Here is a 15,806-nt window from a genome sequence, read left to right as displayed (position 1 = left end):
GCATAAGATAAAAAGCCGTTAAACAAAAGGAATAGCACAGATAATATCGAGATGTTATTGTGCTACTTGGTGATGCTTGACAGGACTTAGCCATTTTTAGCCTATTTATATGGTGAGTGAACTGAAAACACGCTCTAGCTAAAATGTCCCAGTAGCCAATTTTCTAAGCGGCGTAACGGTATACGCAGTCTCTCCGAATGAATGGCCAATCCACCACTCAGACCAACTGCACAGCCGAGCGCTGTATCGAGCATACGTGCTTGTATGATTGCCTCAGCAACAAGTGGTGTCGCCGTCATGCTGCCATACTCTGCGATAAATATCGTCAGCGGCGTGATAAATATCACAGCCATGCCATAATGCCTATCGACCAATGACTCAATCAACAACATCATGACTAGTATAGATACAGCCACACCCCATATCGACAGCCCCCATGACAACATCCAACCAGCGACAGCCATCCCCGCTACAGTGCCTAATAGCCGATGCAACTGTTTAATCCACATCGTTCGTAGCTGCATGCCTTGAATAATGATAAAACAACTCATCGCCGCCCAATACGGGTAAGGCATCTCAAACAGTACAGCGATGGCCAATGTCAAGCTAACAAAGCCCGCTACAATTAGGCTGTCACCAATGGTATCTGTCTCATATCGATAGACAGGAGCAGGCAGAACAGGCCGCGATATTAATAAAAACAGCGTATATAACAGGGCGAGTAACATCGAAAAGCCACTGCCTAACATCACTAGCCCAATCGCAGATAATACTTGTGTTAGCGGTACCGTTATAAATAATGCTATCGCTCCTGCCATCATCACAAATAGACCTGCAGGTAGTGGCTGCCGATAATAACGACCCAACATCACAACACAAAACGCGATCAGAGCAAATACTGGCAACCGAAGCCAAGGCAACTGCTGAGCAATCAAACCTAATGCAAAACTGAGTGCCATAGCAAAGCCCCAAGCCGTGACTGTAACCAACCGATATGGTAGTGCACCTGATAATGGTAAGTTCAAGATAATCATTGCACCTAGCGACGCTTTGATACCTGCAGACAAAACATCAAAATACGCCCCAGTAAATACTGGGAAACTAATCGCAATTGCCGCGATAATGGGCATGTGCCACGGTCTTTGACTACGGTTAACAGTGAGTAAGTGTCCTAGCTCACCTTTCATTAACATCTTTATGCGAGTCAATAATCTGGTCAGCCACGATACTTGATTTTTCTTGTGCATGAATGCACTCATAACTGTCTTTCCTTATGCCATAAGTACAATGAATGACATTTTTCTACTACGATTTTATTTGTGATAAATATACACTCAGTCATAAGTCTTAATAAAAAGTGACATTTTAAACACAACTAAATTTTTTAATTTAACTTAAAATACATGAATATTAGTTATTAGTTATATATTTGTGGCTATAGAAGACTTATACTGATATCAGTGCCACAACAAACATTTTAGCTAAGACACCTTAACGGCAATCAAAGTGGATGAGCTGTTCTTTATAGATTTTACCGACAATCACTGATACTACCTACCTTTACTAAAATAACTAAATAATCGTTGATATAAACCGTGGCTTATATGCCAAGCCAACAGTCTATGATAGCGAACAACCAAAGAGAATGATTATGTTAACTTATAAAGCACCTCTACGTGATATCAAGTTTTTGATCAATGATGTTTTTGACTTTCAAACCCATTATAAAGACTTGGATAACGGTGAGAACGCAGACTCTGAAACAGTTGATATGATTTTGCAAGGCATGGCTGATTTCGCTGAAAACGTCCTCGCTCCGATCTATCAGCCAGCTGATGCAGAAGGCTGTCATTTTGACAATGGTGAAGTCACCACGCCTAAAGGCTTCAAAGAAGCCTATGATCAGTTTGTCGAAGGCGGTTGGCAAGGTATTTCGTACCCTGAAGAGTTTGGTGGCATGAACTTACCTATGTCTATCAACCTAATCAAAGCAGAAATCATCGGTACGGCTAACTGGCCTTGGGCAATGTATCCTGGTTTATCAACAGGTTGTATCAATACCATTTTGCAATATGGTACAGATGAGCAAAAAGAAACTTACTTGCACAAACTGGTTGAAGGCTCTTGGGCTGGTACTATGTGCTTGACTGAACCACAATGTGGAACAGATTTGGGACAAGTCAAATCAAAAGCCATTCCACAAGATGATGGCTCTTACAAACTTAGCGGTACCAAAATTTTCATCTCAAGCGGTGAACATGACCTAACGGAAAACATCGTACATATCGTATTGGCTCGCCTACCAAATGCACCAGAAGGCACACGTGGTATCTCGCTATTTATCGTACCGAAATTTTTGCCAAATACTGATGGCGAAATAGGCGAACGTAATGGCGTCACTTGTGGTTCTATCGAGCACAAAATGGGTATTAGCTCATCAGCGACTTGTGTATTGAACTTTGATGACGCAGTCGGTTACCTAATTGGTGAACCAAACAAAGGCTTAAAAGCCATGTTTACCTTTATGAACACCGCACGTATCGGTACTGGTATCCAAGGTTTGGCGCATACAGAATTGTCATTCCAAAATGCACTACCGTATGCAAAAGACCGTCGTTCTATGCGTACGCTATCTGGCACTAAAGAACCTAAAAAAGTAGCGGATGCCATCATCCATCATGCTGACGTACGTCGTATGCTACTGACCCAAAAAGCCTTTGCTGAAGGTGGTCGCTCGATGATTTATCACTCAGCGCGCTATGCGGACAAAATGGCACAAGGTATCGCCAACGGCAATGACGAAGAGTTTGAAAAGTGGGATGACAAATTAGGTTTCTACACCCCTATTTTAAAAGGCTTCTTAACCGAGCTAGGTATCGAAGCTGCCAAACACGGCCAGCAAGTATACGGTGGCCATGGTTATATTAAAGAATGGGGTATGGAGCTGATTGCTCGTGATGCCCGTATCGCGACCATGTACGAAGGCACCACTGGCATTCAAGCATTAGATTTGTTAGGTCGTAAAGTCATCTTACAGTCTAAAGGTAAGATCATTCGCGACTACACCTCAAGTATCATGAAATGGTGTGGCGAGTATGCGCTTGATAAAGACATGCGCAAGTTTGTATGGGCACTGACTAAGCTGTGTGCTGAGTGGAATACTTTAACAGTACGTTTGATGCTAATGGCACGTAAAGATCGTGAAATTATCTCTGCTGCTTCAGAGGATTTCTTAATGTACTCAGGCTATGTGATGATGGGTTATCATTGGGCACGTATGGCGGCGGTTGCTTACGACAAGCTTGAAAACGGTGGTACTGAAGCGCCAGAATTCTACAAAGCAAAAATCCAGACTGCGGAATTCTACTTTGATAAGCTGTTGCCACGTACCTCAGGTCATGCTGAATCAATGGTCGCACCAAGTGAAAGCATGACGTCAATGGATATCGAAAACTTTGCTTTCCTAGACTAGGATTAAAAAACTAATCAACGATGCATAAAAAAGCGCCTATATTTAGGCGCTTTTTTGTACGTAACAGATATTCATTGAGATATTTGGCTCAATCGTTCTGACCTTAGCTGCCTAAAACTTTTTTCTTATACACTGCACTTAACTCTACAACCTCAACACATATTTGTAGAGAGGTACGATCTGATTGTGCTGTTGCCAGCTCTGCTTCTAATGTCGTCATTAATATCTCAGACAACTCATTACGTATGGTCAGATCACGGCCTGCCATCAATTTAAAATTAGCATAGACAAATCCATTCACCTGTTCATCATCTTCTACGCCAACCAAAAATGTCTCAAGAGGTACGATGCGTGCTTTGATATCCGTTGGCTTACCAAAATGTCCACTATTCCATAGTGCTTGATTTAGAGACTTAAGCAATGACTCTTCATGAGGGATACTGACATTAGGAGTCGCTTGCAAGGTTAAGTGTGGCATGAGTATATCCTTATAAAACATGAGTAAAAGTAAAATTATTATAAAAGAATAAACGTATTTGATATCAGCGACAATACTTTTTAGTCATCAACAATCTAATCATCAATAATGTTACTAAAATGTGCCTTAAGCGTGCTAGCCAACTGTAAAGGTGGCAACTCAATCTCTAATCCTCGGCGACCAGCACTGACATAAATCGTAGGCTGAGACTCTGCTGAGCTATCGATGATAGTCGCTAAGCGTTTCTTTTGACCTAATGGGCTAACACCGCCCAACACATAACCAGTACTGCGCTCCACTTGTTTTGGCTCTGCCATTTGCACTTTTTTGCACGATAGCACTTTATTAGCAGATAAGGCTTTCGCCATTTTCTTAAAATTCAGCGTTTTATGAACTGGCAAGATAGCAACAGCCAATGTACCCGACTCTGTCATGACGACCAAAGTTTTAAAAACTTGTGTGACATCCACTCCGAGCTTTTCTGCAGCTTCTAAACCAAAGGAAGGCGCATTACTGTCATGAATATATTCGTGCAATTGATAGTCAAGATTTTGCTGTTTGGCAAGATTGATAGCTGGAGTCATAGTAATTTAACGTATTTTAATGAAAGGAATAGGTAAATAATAATATCATTGAGGACATATCCTCCCTAGAATATGTCTTCACTCTAAAAATGATGATAAAGATAAACTACCATCAAACGAAAAAAATAACACAGATAATATAGGGATATTGACCAGCCATTTAACGATATTTGGCTATTTTTAGCCCAGTTAGATGACCATCGTTTGGATTAAAAACAGCCCCTATTCGAACTATTGGAGAATGTATAAAACAAACTTTAGCCCACAAATGAGTAATCCCTCAATACTAATATTAGCAGTATATATCGCTTTGATGGCTTTTATGGCATTATAAGCACAATATATTTAACTACTTTTGATACTCATTATGATACCCAGTTTCTTAAAGAATAAGTTTCTAAAAAAACGGACTGTCAAAGCGACAGCCACAAATAACAAAGCGGCTACTACTGATGCCAACCTAAGCACTACTAAGCCTTATTCAAGTGCGCCAATAAACCAGATTTATCGCAAGCTGTCTGGTCAAATGCTCGATGTGGCTGTCAAACCTAAACTATTAGGTGAGTTACCGGAGTTTGAAGCTGACGATCAGACGATCAGTTTTTACGTACTACAAGAGTATTCACGCTCCAATAGTATTTTGATTGACTTACAGACGCAAGAGTACAATTTGCCACCCGCATTAGTTGGCGTAGAAGATACTACTCATAATATTAAAGAAAATGCAGCCATTATCTTTTTGAACCATCCAAATGCTAAAAACAGTCAGTTGTCACCGCGCCTATCACGTCTCGTATCTGCTGTATTGCAATATCCAGATCTCAAAGTGCGTTTGGTACCAGTATCTATCCTATGGGGACGTGCACCAGAAAAAGAAGACTCCCTATTTAAGCTACTGACCGCTGATAACTGGCAAGACCCTAGTATCACCAAACAGTTATTTAATATTGGCGTAATGGGACGCGATACCTTTGTGCAATTTCATCCACCACAAGATTTGCGTACCTTCATCAATGATAGCCTTACAGGTAATATAGAAGGACCTGCTATTTTTGATTCTCTAGCTGCTGATTTAAAAGATAATCTAGACAACGATAATGGCATAGAACAGACTGACAAAGCACCAAATTATGCGCTGGTAGCAACCGCTGATAGTAATCGCGAACTGGTTCGTATATTGCAGCAACAGCTGTCGATTTATTTAGACAAACAACGTGCCAGCATGCTCGGTCCTGATTTATCAGACCGCCGTAACCTGGTAGATAAACTAGTGTACTCACCTGCCATCAAGCATGCAATAGAGACAGAAGCTGCAGAAACAGGCACAACGACCCGCGAAGCTCGAAGCGTGGCAAAAGGCTATGCCAATGAGATGGTCAACGACTACTCTTACCCCATCATTCGTGTCTTTGACCGATTTTTAACCTGGTTGTGGACGCAGTTATATGATGGTGTTGATGTGCATCATTTTGAGCGAGTACGTGAGCTGGCCACCGATTATGAAATTATTTATGTGCCATCTCATCGCAGCCATATCGACTATATGTTGCTGTCTTATGTGATTTATAAACGCGGATTAAGTATTCCTTATGTGGCAGCAGGTGATAACCTTGATGTGCCGGTATTAGGGCCTTTGCTACGCGGTGCCGTTGCGTTCTTTATTCGTCGTAGTTTTCGTGGCAACGCGTTATACACCTCTGTATTGCGCGAGTATATGCACACATTAATCACTCGAAACACGCCCATAGAATACTTTATTGAAGGTGGTCGCTCACGTTCAGGTCGCTTACTGCCACCGAAAATGGGCATGCTAGCCATGACCGTGCATAGCCAATTACGCCAAACCAATAAGCCTGTCGTCTTTATTCCCACCTACATTGGTTACGAGCGTATTATGGAAGGCGGCACTTATATTGGCGAACTTAAAGGTAAGCCAAAAGAGTCTGAATCTTTGATTGGGTTAATCAAAGCGGGTCGTAAAATTGAGCGTATTTTTGGCAACGTACACTTAAGCTTTGGTACGCCACTACACCTTACCGAGTTTATGAAAAAATTCGATGTGACAGCCAATAGCTTACCTGCAGATCGCACGGATACACCTATGGATGACAAGGCCAGCTCTATGGTCGACAACATCGGTGTAAAAATCATGCAGCATATCAATAAAGCAGCAGTGGTGACTCCCGTATCACTGTTATCTTTAGTGCTACTGTCGGCACCCAAAGCAGCTTTAGATGAAAATAGCTGCCGAGAGCAAATTGCGCTCTACCAAGATTTGGCCCAACAACTGGCCTACTCAGATGATAGCGTAGTTACCGACATGACGCCGCAGCAAATCATCGATTACGGCATTAAGCTCAAACTTATCGAACGAACGCCGCACATTTTGGGTGATATCATTCAGGTCGCAGGCAAGCAAGCGCCGCTACTCAGTTATTTCCGCAATAATATCTTGCATGTGTTTATTTTATTGTCTTTCTTATCTGCATTAGTGGCTCGCAATGGCCGTATCAGACGTAGCCGTTTAGACAGTATCGCTGAGCAGTTGTACCCATTTTTACAGACTGAACTGTTTTTGTATTATCCAGCACATAGTTTAGCCGATACACTCGACAAAAAAGTCGATAACTTACTCTCTCACGGGCTAATTGTAGAACTCGGTGATGGCATACTCAGCGTTCCTGAGTCGAATAGCAAGCACTACCAACAACTGCAAGCACTCGCGACTCCAGTTGGACAGAGTCTTGAGCGTTACTTTATGACCCTTGCCCTACTCGCCCAGCAAGGCTCGGGAAATTTAACCGAAAATGAAGTTGTAGATTTGTGTCAGTTACTTGGACAGCGTCTGTCGGTACTATATGCCGATGACATTCCTGATTTCTTTGATCGTGCCTTATTTACCAGCTTTATCAGTGCGCTAACGCGACTCGACTATCTACAAAAAGATAGTGAAACAGGCGTACTTACTTTTGATCAACGTATTCATGACATCGCTCATCACGCTAAGTACGTGCTGACGCCTGATATGATGAAAATTTTGCAACAGGTCGCCAGCTTAGACGATGCCGAAATCACTCATGCTATTACTGAAATTAGTAATAAAAAGCAGCGTAAATTTGGCCGTAAGCGTTAGGTTTTAGGATTATCATAAAAAGAGTCAAGCTTCTATGCTTGGCTCTTTTTTTGTGAAAATACCTAGCAACTTAAAAAACATGATAAGTATCGACATATAACCAAAGGCAAATATGGCTCCAGTAACAGGTGCCAATGCTCTACCTGTGTCTGAAGTCACTCTCATCATAGCCTGTTGTTGCGCCTCACTTCTCTCATCTGATGAAAAAGACCCATTGTCATCTAAATCAAAAACATCAAGCTGAGCTTGTAGATAGGCATCGGTAAAGTAAACACCAACTTGAACCAGCAACCACACCAAAAAAGTACCAATCAAAAATATTTGCCAAGAAGCCAAACGAGATTTCTGTGAAAACTGATGCTTATAAACCATCACAATAGGCAATACTATCATTGCAAATATAGTTAATAGTTGTGATATTTCGAATATTTTTCCCATGACTTATCTCTTAAACAACAAAAAAGGCATAACCTAAGTTATGCCTTTTTTTTGCAACCATAATGTATTATTTGTGGTTTTTTCTTGAATTTATTCTAATTAGAAATCTTCTTATACTTGGCACGTTTAGGACTGGCATCATCACCCATCGTCTTTTTACGATATGCTTCAAACTCAGTGTAGTTACCATCGAACCAAACTGGGCCTTCTTCTTCGAATGCCAATATATGAGTAGCAATACGATCAAGGAACCAGCGATCATGCGACACTACCATTACCGTACCTGGGAATACTTGAACCGCATCCTCTAACGCACGTAGGGTTTCGATATCCAAGTCATTTGATGGTTCATCGAGTAGCAATACGTTCGCGCCCTGCTTTAGCGTCTTCGCTAGTTGCAAACGGTTACGCTCACCACCTGACAGTTGACCGACGTGTTTTTGCTGATCTGAGCCTTTAAAGTTAAAGCGACCGATATAGGCACGGCTTGGCGTAGTGTAGTCGCCAACCGTAATGATATCTAGGCCGTCTGATACTTCTTCCCAAACGGTTTTGTTGTCATCTAGATGGTCACGTACCTGACCCACATAGGCCACTTTAACACTTTCACCCAAATCAACTGAACCAGTATCTGGCGTATCACGCTCGGTAATCATGTTAAATAGCGTGGTTTTACCCGCGCCGTTAGGGCCAATAATACCTACGATTGCGCCAGCTGGTACATTAAAGCTTAGGTTTTCGTAAAGCAAACGGTCACCAAATGACTTGGAGATATCGTTAACTTCGATAACTTTATTACCCAAACGTGGACCAGGTGGAATATAAATCTCAGAGGTCTCATTGCGTTTTTGGAACTCAGTTGAGTTCAACTCTTCAAAACGCTGCACACGAGATTTAGACTTGGCTTGCTGACCTTTTTGATTTTTTCGAATCCACTCAAGCTCTTTTTTCAGTGCTTTAGCAAATGATTCTTCTTGCTTGTTCTGCTGCTCTAGACGCGTGTTCTTTTGCTCTAGCCACTCAGTATAGTTGCCTTCGTACGGATAGCCGTGGCCACGGTCAAGCTCTAATATCCACTGTGCCACATTGTCTAAGAAATACCTATCATGGGTAATAGCAACGATAGTACCGCTGTAGTTTTGCAAGAACTGCTCTAGCCATGCAACTGATTCGGCGTCCAAATGGTTGGTCGGTTCATCAAGTAGTAGCATATCAGGACGAGACAATAACAAACGACACAGTGCCACACGGCGTTTTTCACCACCAGATAGCTTGCTGACATCAGCATCCCAAGGTGGCAGACGCAATGCATCAGCCGCTTTTTCCAATTGGGTGTTTAGGTTATGCGCATCCCAAGATTGGATGATATCTTCCATCTTGCCTTGTTCTTCAGCCAATTTATCAAAATCAGCATCAGGCTCGGCATATTCAGCATAAATAGCATCTAAACGTGCTAGCGCATCTAGCGCTTCACGCATACCATCTTCAACGTTACCGCGTACATCCTTGCTGTCATCAAGCTGTGGTTCCTGCGGCAAATAACCGACTTTGGTACCTGCTTGCGCGCGTGCTTCACCACTAAATTCAGTATCCACGCCTGCCATAATGCGCAGCAAGGTTGATTTACCTGAACCATTGATACCCAACACACCAATTTTGGCACCTGGGAAAAATGATAGGTTGATATTTTTTAGAATTTCACGCTTAGGGGGAACAAGTTTTGACACGTTGTTCATCGTGTAGATATATTGAGCCATTCACACTCCGATAGACTGCATAGAAGAGGCTAGCAAATCATACTTAGCAATGATGCCAAGCACGCCACACCTCAAAATCAGGGTTACACATTATAAGTCATTATCGCATTGTGGCGCATACCCTGCAAGCCAACAGATTGTTTTAGCGTTTGTTTTACTGCTTTTGTCACTGAGTATGCTGCTTTCTACCAAAAAGCAGAAATGAAATGGACTATCGACTTGTCTTGTTTAACATTTTGATTCATAACTGTTTTATAAAGACCACAAAAAGCAGTAGCAAACCTTACGAAAAATTAATTAATAACCTTTAAAGTATTAGATTATCTTAACAAGATTATCTGACATAGTTTAAACAGCACTCACTCAGAAAGCTTAAAACATTAAAAAAGGTAACCTGTTTATGGCTATTGGCTATCGCCCTGAAATTATCCAACGTGCGTTTGTTGATTTTGTTGGGTCACACTTGCATCCGTTTTGGTCTTTGACCCGTCCTAAGTTGCGACTGATTACACGGCAAGTAATCAATGATGACTTAATAGCCCTACAGTTCGAAGGCAACTATGCTTTTAATCGGCAAGTATTTGATCGACAACTGGGCTGGCACGGGGGCCAATATATTGGATTAACAGTCATTATCGATGGCATTCATCATCAGCGTCATTACTCATTGGTTGGGTTGCCAAAGCAACCGTTATATTTATATGCTGGCATCGACAATACTAAGAATAAACAGTCGCATATCATTACTATTGCCATTAAACCTCAAGGATTGGTATCTAACTATCTAACACAGCAAGCCAAACTCGGTACGATATTCGATAGTGGTTTACCAAGTGGCGAATTTACGCTCACACAGTCAAAGATTAATGTGCAGTCAAAAACGAATACACAGCGAGCCAAACATCAGCAAACTTTACCGACGTCATCGTCCTTACTATTCATAGCTGGTGGCAGTGGCATTACTCCCATGGTAGGGCTTATCACACAAGCCTTAGAGCAAACTCATCAAAATCGCATTGTTACGTTGCTGTACTACAGTCGCATACCGCTGGCAGAGACACCTTTTTTAGAACATTGGCGGCAGTTAAAAGAGCGCTATCCAAATTTTAACTATCACTTTATCAATACAGAAGACCCCAATAGTTATTTGGCTAGCACACGATATCTCAGTTCTGACAGCTTGCTCGCGCTCAACTTGCCATTAGCAGAGACGCAGATATTTGCTTGTGGATCGCAAGCATTGTTAGCTGGCTTATATGAAGCTGCCGCAGAAATAACTCTCCCTACAAACAAACAGCTACGTGATAACATCATAGTAGAGAGCTTTGGTAATGCTCTGGTCGGTTTCAACATGGATGGCTATCAAACATTCGATAAAACAGTATCTGTAGAAGAACACACTGTCTATTTGCGGTCACGGCACAGACAGTTTAGCAGTGACACAACCATACTGATTGCTGCTGAAAAGGCTGATGTAAGGCTAGCGCATGGCTGTAGACAGGGTATTTGCCAGCTATGCCGCTGTAATAAAGTTAGCGGTGTGGTACAAAACATTCAAACAGGCAAGATTAGTCATGAGGGCTACGAGTCTATTCAGACCTGCATCAATATCGCGATGACCGATGTGGTGTTAGATATTTGAGATTTGAGATATACGCAACATGTACAAGCATGTTTAAACATTCGTTGTCTCATCCGATATTAGTCGCCTTAGTTAAGGAGTTTTTATGCGTTTATTACCGCCTATGTTCACTGCACGGTCTGCCGTATCTGCATTTTCGACAGCGACGGATATACCATCGAAACAAAAGCTCTATCCAACATTGACGGGGGCACAGCTACCAAAGGCACGCAGTGATGCGCTAGCTGATGAATTAAACACGTTATATAAAGACGTTATGAGTTCACTAGGCCGCGATGATGCACGTTATATTCAGCGCATATATACCACGGTGGTCTACAGCGAGATTGGCTCACGTATTTTACTGGCGGCGGTTGGACGCATGCCATCTAAACGTAAAATGATAGCAACGTGGCTACTTGGCACCTCTCTACTAAGCTTTAGTAAAATCCTAAATAACATGGAGCTTGGGCATAATGTCATGCATGGGCAATATGACTGGATGCAACACCCTTATCTAAATAGCCAAAAGTTTGATTGGGACATCGTCTGCCCTGCTCCGCTATGGCAGCATTCACACAATTATCTGCATCACACATTTACCAATATCGTGGGTCGTGACCACGATGTCGGTTATCATTTAATTCGTGTGACGGATGAGCAACCTTGGACCCCAAGCGATCGCTACAACTTACTTAATACGATGTTTTTGGCTTTAGGGTTTGAGTGGGCCGTTGCTTTTCATGACATTCAGATTAGTGTTGATGAATATGCTGAGTCTCCACAGCTAGCAGCAATCATGCAGCCTAAATCTCGTGGCCTATTTTCCAAAATGGCAAGGCAGGTCGGCAAAGACTATATTGCATTACCTGCTGTAGCAGGAGCGTTATTAGGTCGGCGTAGTGCTATGACGACATTGAGTGGCAATATCACGGCCAATGTTGCTCGTAATTTATGGACTTGGGCCGTGATATTTTGTGGACATTTCACGGAGCAGGCTCATGTTTATACTGAGCTTGATGAAAATGAAAGCAAGGGTGAATGGTATGTGCGCCAGATTCTTGGCTCTAGCAATATAAAAGGCAGTAAATTTTTTCATCTCTTGACGGGGAATTTGTCGCATCAAATTGAACATCATCTCTTTCCTGATATGCCCGCCAGACACTATGCTCGCATCGCTCCGAAAATACAGGCCATATGCCAAAAATACGAGCTACCTTATAATACTGGGCACTTTGGTCGTCAACTTCGACAAGTTATCGGGCGCATCCATCACTTTAGCAAACCAAGTACGGCAGAATGGCAAGCTTATTTACAATCACAATTACCCGCATCGACTCATACTGTCAAAGAAAAGACTAAAGACGTTCCTGTCATACGTGGATTGGGGAAATACCTTCCTCCAGTCATGCGCCAAGCTTTATTTTATGCTTAACGCATTCAGGCGTATTGCACCTACCGCATGCTTTAGATCGCTTAGAGAATAAAAATATGTATCGACTTTAAAAATCAGGTCACTTTATAATCATAGTACCTAATAACAAATAACATTTTATAATAACGGAGAGTAGTAATGAGCAACCAAACTGCTAAACAGCCTATAAAAATCACTCACGATATAGAAGCTAAACGATTTGAGACTGCTATCGATGACCATATTGGTTATATAAGTTATCAAGAGCAAGATGATAAGCTAGTCTACGATCACACCATCGTACCGCAAGCACTTGGTGGGCGCGGCATCGGATCGGCATTGGTCAAGCACGCGCTCAATTATGCACGTGAGAATGGCAAAAAAGTCGTACCTCAATGCTCGTTTGTATCATCATACATCAGCAAACACCCTGAATATCAAGACTTACTCTAACCTAACTCCAGAATATATTAGCTATCAAAAATAAGCGTATTAACAACACACTACCCTCCTGCTAATTTGTTATCTAATCCGATGTATTTATCTTTAAATATATGGCAAGATAGCAAATACAGGCGGGTTTTCTAGCTTATAATCATTACAAAATAAAGCACGCTGAAATTTCTTTAGTACCGTTGATGGTAGGATAAAAAGTGTGATAGATATCATATTAGATAGCAGCTATAGTTATAATGTTGCGACTAATATTTTTTAAAAAACCACTTTATAGCTAGTACAAAATAATTTAGATATAAGAGAGGCATGCGAAACTATGTCAAATAATAGACTGAGCAAACCTGACACTATATTTACTTATATAGGACTGGCTATAATATAACAATAAAGGTTATTAATATGAGTAGCTTATCTCAAGAACAAGTCGACCTACAATTAGAAGAGCTGACTGGTTGGGAGCGCGATGGCAATGCTATCGTGAAAACCTATCATTTTAGCGATTTTATTGAAGCTATGAGCTTTATGAACCAAGCAGCATTTTATGCGGAAGCACTTGAGCACCACCCAGAATGGCGCAATATATACAACATTGTAGAAGTACGTTTAACAACCAATGACAGCAACAGCATCACCAGTCATGATATTCGTCTCGCCAAACGCATGGAGTATATTATTCAGCCAAAAGGCTTATAATCGAATTTGATTGACAGTCATACGCTTAGAACTTTGAAGCTTATATTTTTCATGGTGACATATTTGTTACTCAGATAAATACTTTGGTGGTGTTCTAAAAAGTATGCTGGCGATAGAAGTCAATAAGAAATCTATGCTAAGTTCTCTGATTCTATAGGGCTTTCAAGGCTTCAAAAATTGTTCAAGTTTTAATCAGCATACTTTTTGACACACCACCAATACTTTAAAATAAACACGTCAGAAAAATTAGCCATAAAAAAGTCCTCATAATATTATGAGGACTTTTTTGTTTGACGATTTTTTATTTAATATTTTATGTCGCATTATCACATCTTACGACTTACAAACGCGACGATGAATAGGATGACAGCAACCGCTAAGAAAATATATGCCAAATTAGCAGATAGCCCAGCGACACCACCAAAGCCTAAAAAACTTGCCAATAATGCGATTACAGCAAAAATAATAGCCCAGCGAAACATAACTTTCTCCTTAAATTATTATTAATAAATATCAGACAGTGAAAGTCACACCACTAGTATCTATCAATAGATATCAAATAATAGATGGCAACGTTTTTTCTCTCTCTGCTTGATATTAGTTTTATTTTTTAGTATTAATTACAAATACTTATACCTATAGACTAACAAGATATATTTTTAAAAGACGTTCAGTTTGGTAATAAAATCGGTAAGTTATGTAATATTTGTATTGAATTTTCGTCTTCTGCAGATTTTTCTAAGGCTTATGTGTAGTGATGGTGAAGAACGCCTTATTCATTGTTATTTTTATCTTATAATCTGTTATAAATAGTAGGCTAAGAATACTTTTTTAGACTATTCAGACCTTGAGTCATTTATAACAAACCTTTTATCTCAAAAACTCGTTTAACGATACCTTGTCAAAAAACCTATTAAGGACAATCAATATGGATAACAATACCGATACCTCAAATAATACCAAACATAATTTTATTAAAAATCGCCCTTATGCAGTCGTCTTGTATGGTGCAACCAGTTTTGTAGGAAAAATCACAGCTCACTATTTAGCAGATTTTTTGTCTAACGGAAAGGACAACCATAGTACGCAAGTCACATGGGCAATAGCAGGTCGTGATGAGACAAAGCTCAATGAATTACAGTCTGAGCTGACAAGTAAGGTAGATATTATTATTGCTAACAGCAACGATGATGCTAGCCTGAATGACATGACCGCACAAGCGCAAGTCATTATTTCAACCGTCGGCCCTTATCTCAAATATGGGGAGCCTTTGATTAAGGCTTGTACCGCCAACGGTACCGATTATGTCGATCTCACTGGTGAAGCCATTTTTATCAAAGATATGATGGATAAATATCAAGATGCAGCCGAGCAGAGCGGCGCTCGTATCATTAACTCGTGTGGCTTTGACTCTATCCCATCAGATTTAGGTGTCTACTTTACGCAAACCAAAGCAGAAGAAAGGTTCGGTGATACTTGCCATGTCATTCACATGCGCGTAAAAGCCGCAAAAGGCGGCTTGTCAGGTGGGACGATTGCATCAATGGCAACTATCTTTGAAGAAGCAGGCAAGAGTAAAGCTCGTCGTGAGCAGGTAGCAAACCCCTATCTACTCAACAATGACACAGATGCGCCACGGGTACGCCAAGATAACATCAGCAAGCCAGAATACGATAATGAGCACAAACGTTGGCTCGCCCCCTTTGTGATGGCCAGTATTAATACTCGTATTGTGCATCACAGCAACCAGTTAATTGGTT

General features: G+C 41.1%; 13 protein-coding genes. 7 read left to right on the top strand and 6 right to left on the bottom strand.

Going from position 1 to position 15,806, the window contains the following annotated elements:
• Nucleotides 1-134 precede the first annotated feature (134 nt).
• Nucleotides 135-1,259, bottom strand: a complete 1,125-nt coding sequence (locus tag ACT3RN_RS09735) for an FUSC family protein (protein WP_192992374.1) — start codon at nt 1,257-1,259, stop codon at nt 135-137.
• A gap of 392 nt (nt 1,260-1,651) precedes the next feature.
• On the opposite strand from ACT3RN_RS09735, the gene ACT3RN_RS09730 reads away from it, so the two are divergent.
• Entirely contained in the window at nt 1,652-3,472 is a 1,821-nt protein-coding gene (locus tag ACT3RN_RS09730) for an acyl-CoA dehydrogenase C-terminal domain-containing protein (protein WP_192519814.1), read from the top strand.
• 103 nt (nt 3,473-3,575) lie between these two features.
• Here ACT3RN_RS09730 and ACT3RN_RS09725 read toward each other — a convergent pair whose 3' ends face one another.
• Nucleotides 3,576-3,950: a 5-carboxymethyl-2-hydroxymuconate Delta-isomerase gene (locus ACT3RN_RS09725; RefSeq protein WP_192519813.1), complete on the bottom strand. Its 375-nt coding sequence runs from the start codon at nt 3,948-3,950 to the stop codon at nt 3,576-3,578.
• A gap of 95 nt (nt 3,951-4,045) precedes the next feature.
• A complete protein-coding gene (gene ybaK, locus ACT3RN_RS09720) occupies nt 4,046-4,534 on the bottom strand; it encodes a Cys-tRNA(Pro) deacylase (RefSeq protein ID WP_192519812.1) in 489 nt (162 codons plus the stop codon).
• A 367-nt stretch (nt 4,535-4,901) separates the two neighbouring features.
• Between ybaK and plsB the strand changes: the two genes are divergently transcribed.
• Complete coding sequence (plsB, locus tag ACT3RN_RS09715) at nt 4,902-7,667, top strand: glycerol-3-phosphate 1-O-acyltransferase PlsB (protein WP_192519811.1); 2,766 nt, start codon at nt 4,902-4,904, stop codon at nt 7,665-7,667.
• Nucleotides 7,668-7,691: 24 nt separating this feature from the next.
• Here the strand turns inward: plsB and ACT3RN_RS09710 are convergent, their stop codons facing one another.
• Complete coding sequence (locus tag ACT3RN_RS09710) at nt 7,692-8,105, bottom strand: hypothetical protein (protein ID WP_192519810.1); 414 nt, start codon at nt 8,103-8,105, stop codon at nt 7,692-7,694.
• A 95-nt stretch (nt 8,106-8,200) separates the two neighbouring features.
• Nucleotides 8,201-9,862 (bottom strand): energy-dependent translational throttle protein EttA, encoded by a 1,662-nt coding sequence (ettA, locus tag ACT3RN_RS09705; protein WP_192519809.1) that lies wholly within the window; start codon nt 9,860-9,862, stop codon nt 8,201-8,203.
• A gap of 400 nt (nt 9,863-10,262) precedes the next feature.
• Here ettA and ACT3RN_RS09700 point away from each other — a divergent pair, with 400 nt between their 5' ends.
• The 4 genes from ACT3RN_RS09700 to ACT3RN_RS09685 all read left to right on the top strand — a co-directional run bounded on the left by ACT3RN_RS09700 (nt 10,263) and on the right by ACT3RN_RS09685 (nt 14,046).
• A complete protein-coding gene (locus ACT3RN_RS09700) occupies nt 10,263-11,504 on the top strand; it encodes a flavin reductase family protein (RefSeq protein ID WP_192519808.1) in 1,242 nt (413 codons plus the stop codon).
• 85 nt (nt 11,505-11,589) lie between these two features.
• Nucleotides 11,590-12,918 (top strand): acyl-CoA desaturase, encoded by a 1,329-nt coding sequence (locus tag ACT3RN_RS09695; protein ID WP_192992614.1) that lies wholly within the window; start codon nt 11,590-11,592, stop codon nt 12,916-12,918.
• Between the two features lie 138 nt (nt 12,919-13,056).
• The gene (locus tag ACT3RN_RS09690; protein WP_192519806.1) at nt 13,057-13,350 is read left to right on the top strand and encodes a GNAT family N-acetyltransferase; all 294 of its coding nucleotides are present in this window, start codon (nt 13,057-13,059) and stop codon (nt 13,348-13,350) included.
• Between the two features lie 402 nt (nt 13,351-13,752).
• A complete protein-coding gene (locus ACT3RN_RS09685; RefSeq protein WP_192519805.1) occupies nt 13,753-14,046 on the top strand; it encodes a 4a-hydroxytetrahydrobiopterin dehydratase in 294 nt (97 codons plus the stop codon).
• 326 nt (nt 14,047-14,372) lie between these two features.
• On the opposite strand, the gene ACT3RN_RS09680 is transcribed toward ACT3RN_RS09685, so the two are convergent.
• On the bottom strand, nt 14,373-14,528 hold the full coding sequence (locus ACT3RN_RS09680) for a DUF1328 domain-containing protein (protein ID WP_082624527.1): 156 nt from the start codon (nt 14,526-14,528) through the stop codon (nt 14,373-14,375).
• 446 nt (nt 14,529-14,974) lie between these two features.
• On the opposite strand from ACT3RN_RS09680, the gene ACT3RN_RS09675 reads away from it, so the two are divergent.
• The coding region (locus ACT3RN_RS09675) for a saccharopine dehydrogenase family protein (protein ID WP_444518594.1) at nt 14,975-15,806 on the top strand (832 nt) is incomplete at its 3' end.

It is taken from the genome of Psychrobacter sp. AOP5-GZ1-6 (assembly GCF_052376345.1).
In the GTDB taxonomy this organism is placed as follows: domain Bacteria; phylum Pseudomonadota; class Gammaproteobacteria; order Pseudomonadales; family Moraxellaceae; genus Psychrobacter.
This window is presented reverse-complemented; position numbering and strand designations above follow the sequence as displayed.

What these genes read in the sequence shown, in the direction of transcription:
- ybaK (WP_192519812.1), bottom strand. Translation starts at nt 4,534, where the DNA reads ATGACTCCAGCTATCAATCTTGCCAAACAGCAAAATCTTGACTATCAA.
- ACT3RN_RS09730 (WP_192519814.1), top strand. Translation starts at nt 1,652, where the DNA reads ATGTTAACTTATAAAGCACCTCTACGTGATATCAAGTTTTTGATCAAT.
- ACT3RN_RS09690 (WP_192519806.1), top strand. Translation starts at nt 13,057, where the DNA reads ATGAGCAACCAAACTGCTAAACAGCCTATAAAAATCACTCACGATATA.
- ACT3RN_RS09710 (WP_192519810.1), bottom strand. Translation starts at nt 8,105, where the DNA reads ATGGGAAAAATATTCGAAATATCACAACTATTAACTATATTTGCAATG.
- ACT3RN_RS09680 (WP_082624527.1), bottom strand. Translation starts at nt 14,528, where the DNA reads ATGTTTCGCTGGGCTATTATTTTTGCTGTAATCGCATTATTGGCAAGT.
- ACT3RN_RS09685 (WP_192519805.1), top strand. Translation starts at nt 13,753, where the DNA reads ATGAGTAGCTTATCTCAAGAACAAGTCGACCTACAATTAGAAGAGCTG.
- ACT3RN_RS09735 (WP_192992374.1), bottom strand. Translation starts at nt 1,259, where the DNA reads ATGAGTGCATTCATGCACAAGAAAAATCAAGTATCGTGGCTGACCAGA.
- ettA (WP_192519809.1), bottom strand. Translation starts at nt 9,862, where the DNA reads ATGGCTCAATATATCTACACGATGAACAACGTGTCAAAACTTGTTCCC.
- ACT3RN_RS09725 (WP_192519813.1), bottom strand. Translation starts at nt 3,950, where the DNA reads ATGCCACACTTAACCTTGCAAGCGACTCCTAATGTCAGTATCCCTCAT.
- plsB (WP_192519811.1), top strand. Translation starts at nt 4,902, where the DNA reads ATGATACCCAGTTTCTTAAAGAATAAGTTTCTAAAAAAACGGACTGTC.
- ACT3RN_RS09700 (WP_192519808.1), top strand. Translation starts at nt 10,263, where the DNA reads ATGGCTATTGGCTATCGCCCTGAAATTATCCAACGTGCGTTTGTTGAT.
- ACT3RN_RS09695 (WP_192992614.1), top strand. Translation starts at nt 11,590, where the DNA reads ATGCGTTTATTACCGCCTATGTTCACTGCACGGTCTGCCGTATCTGCA.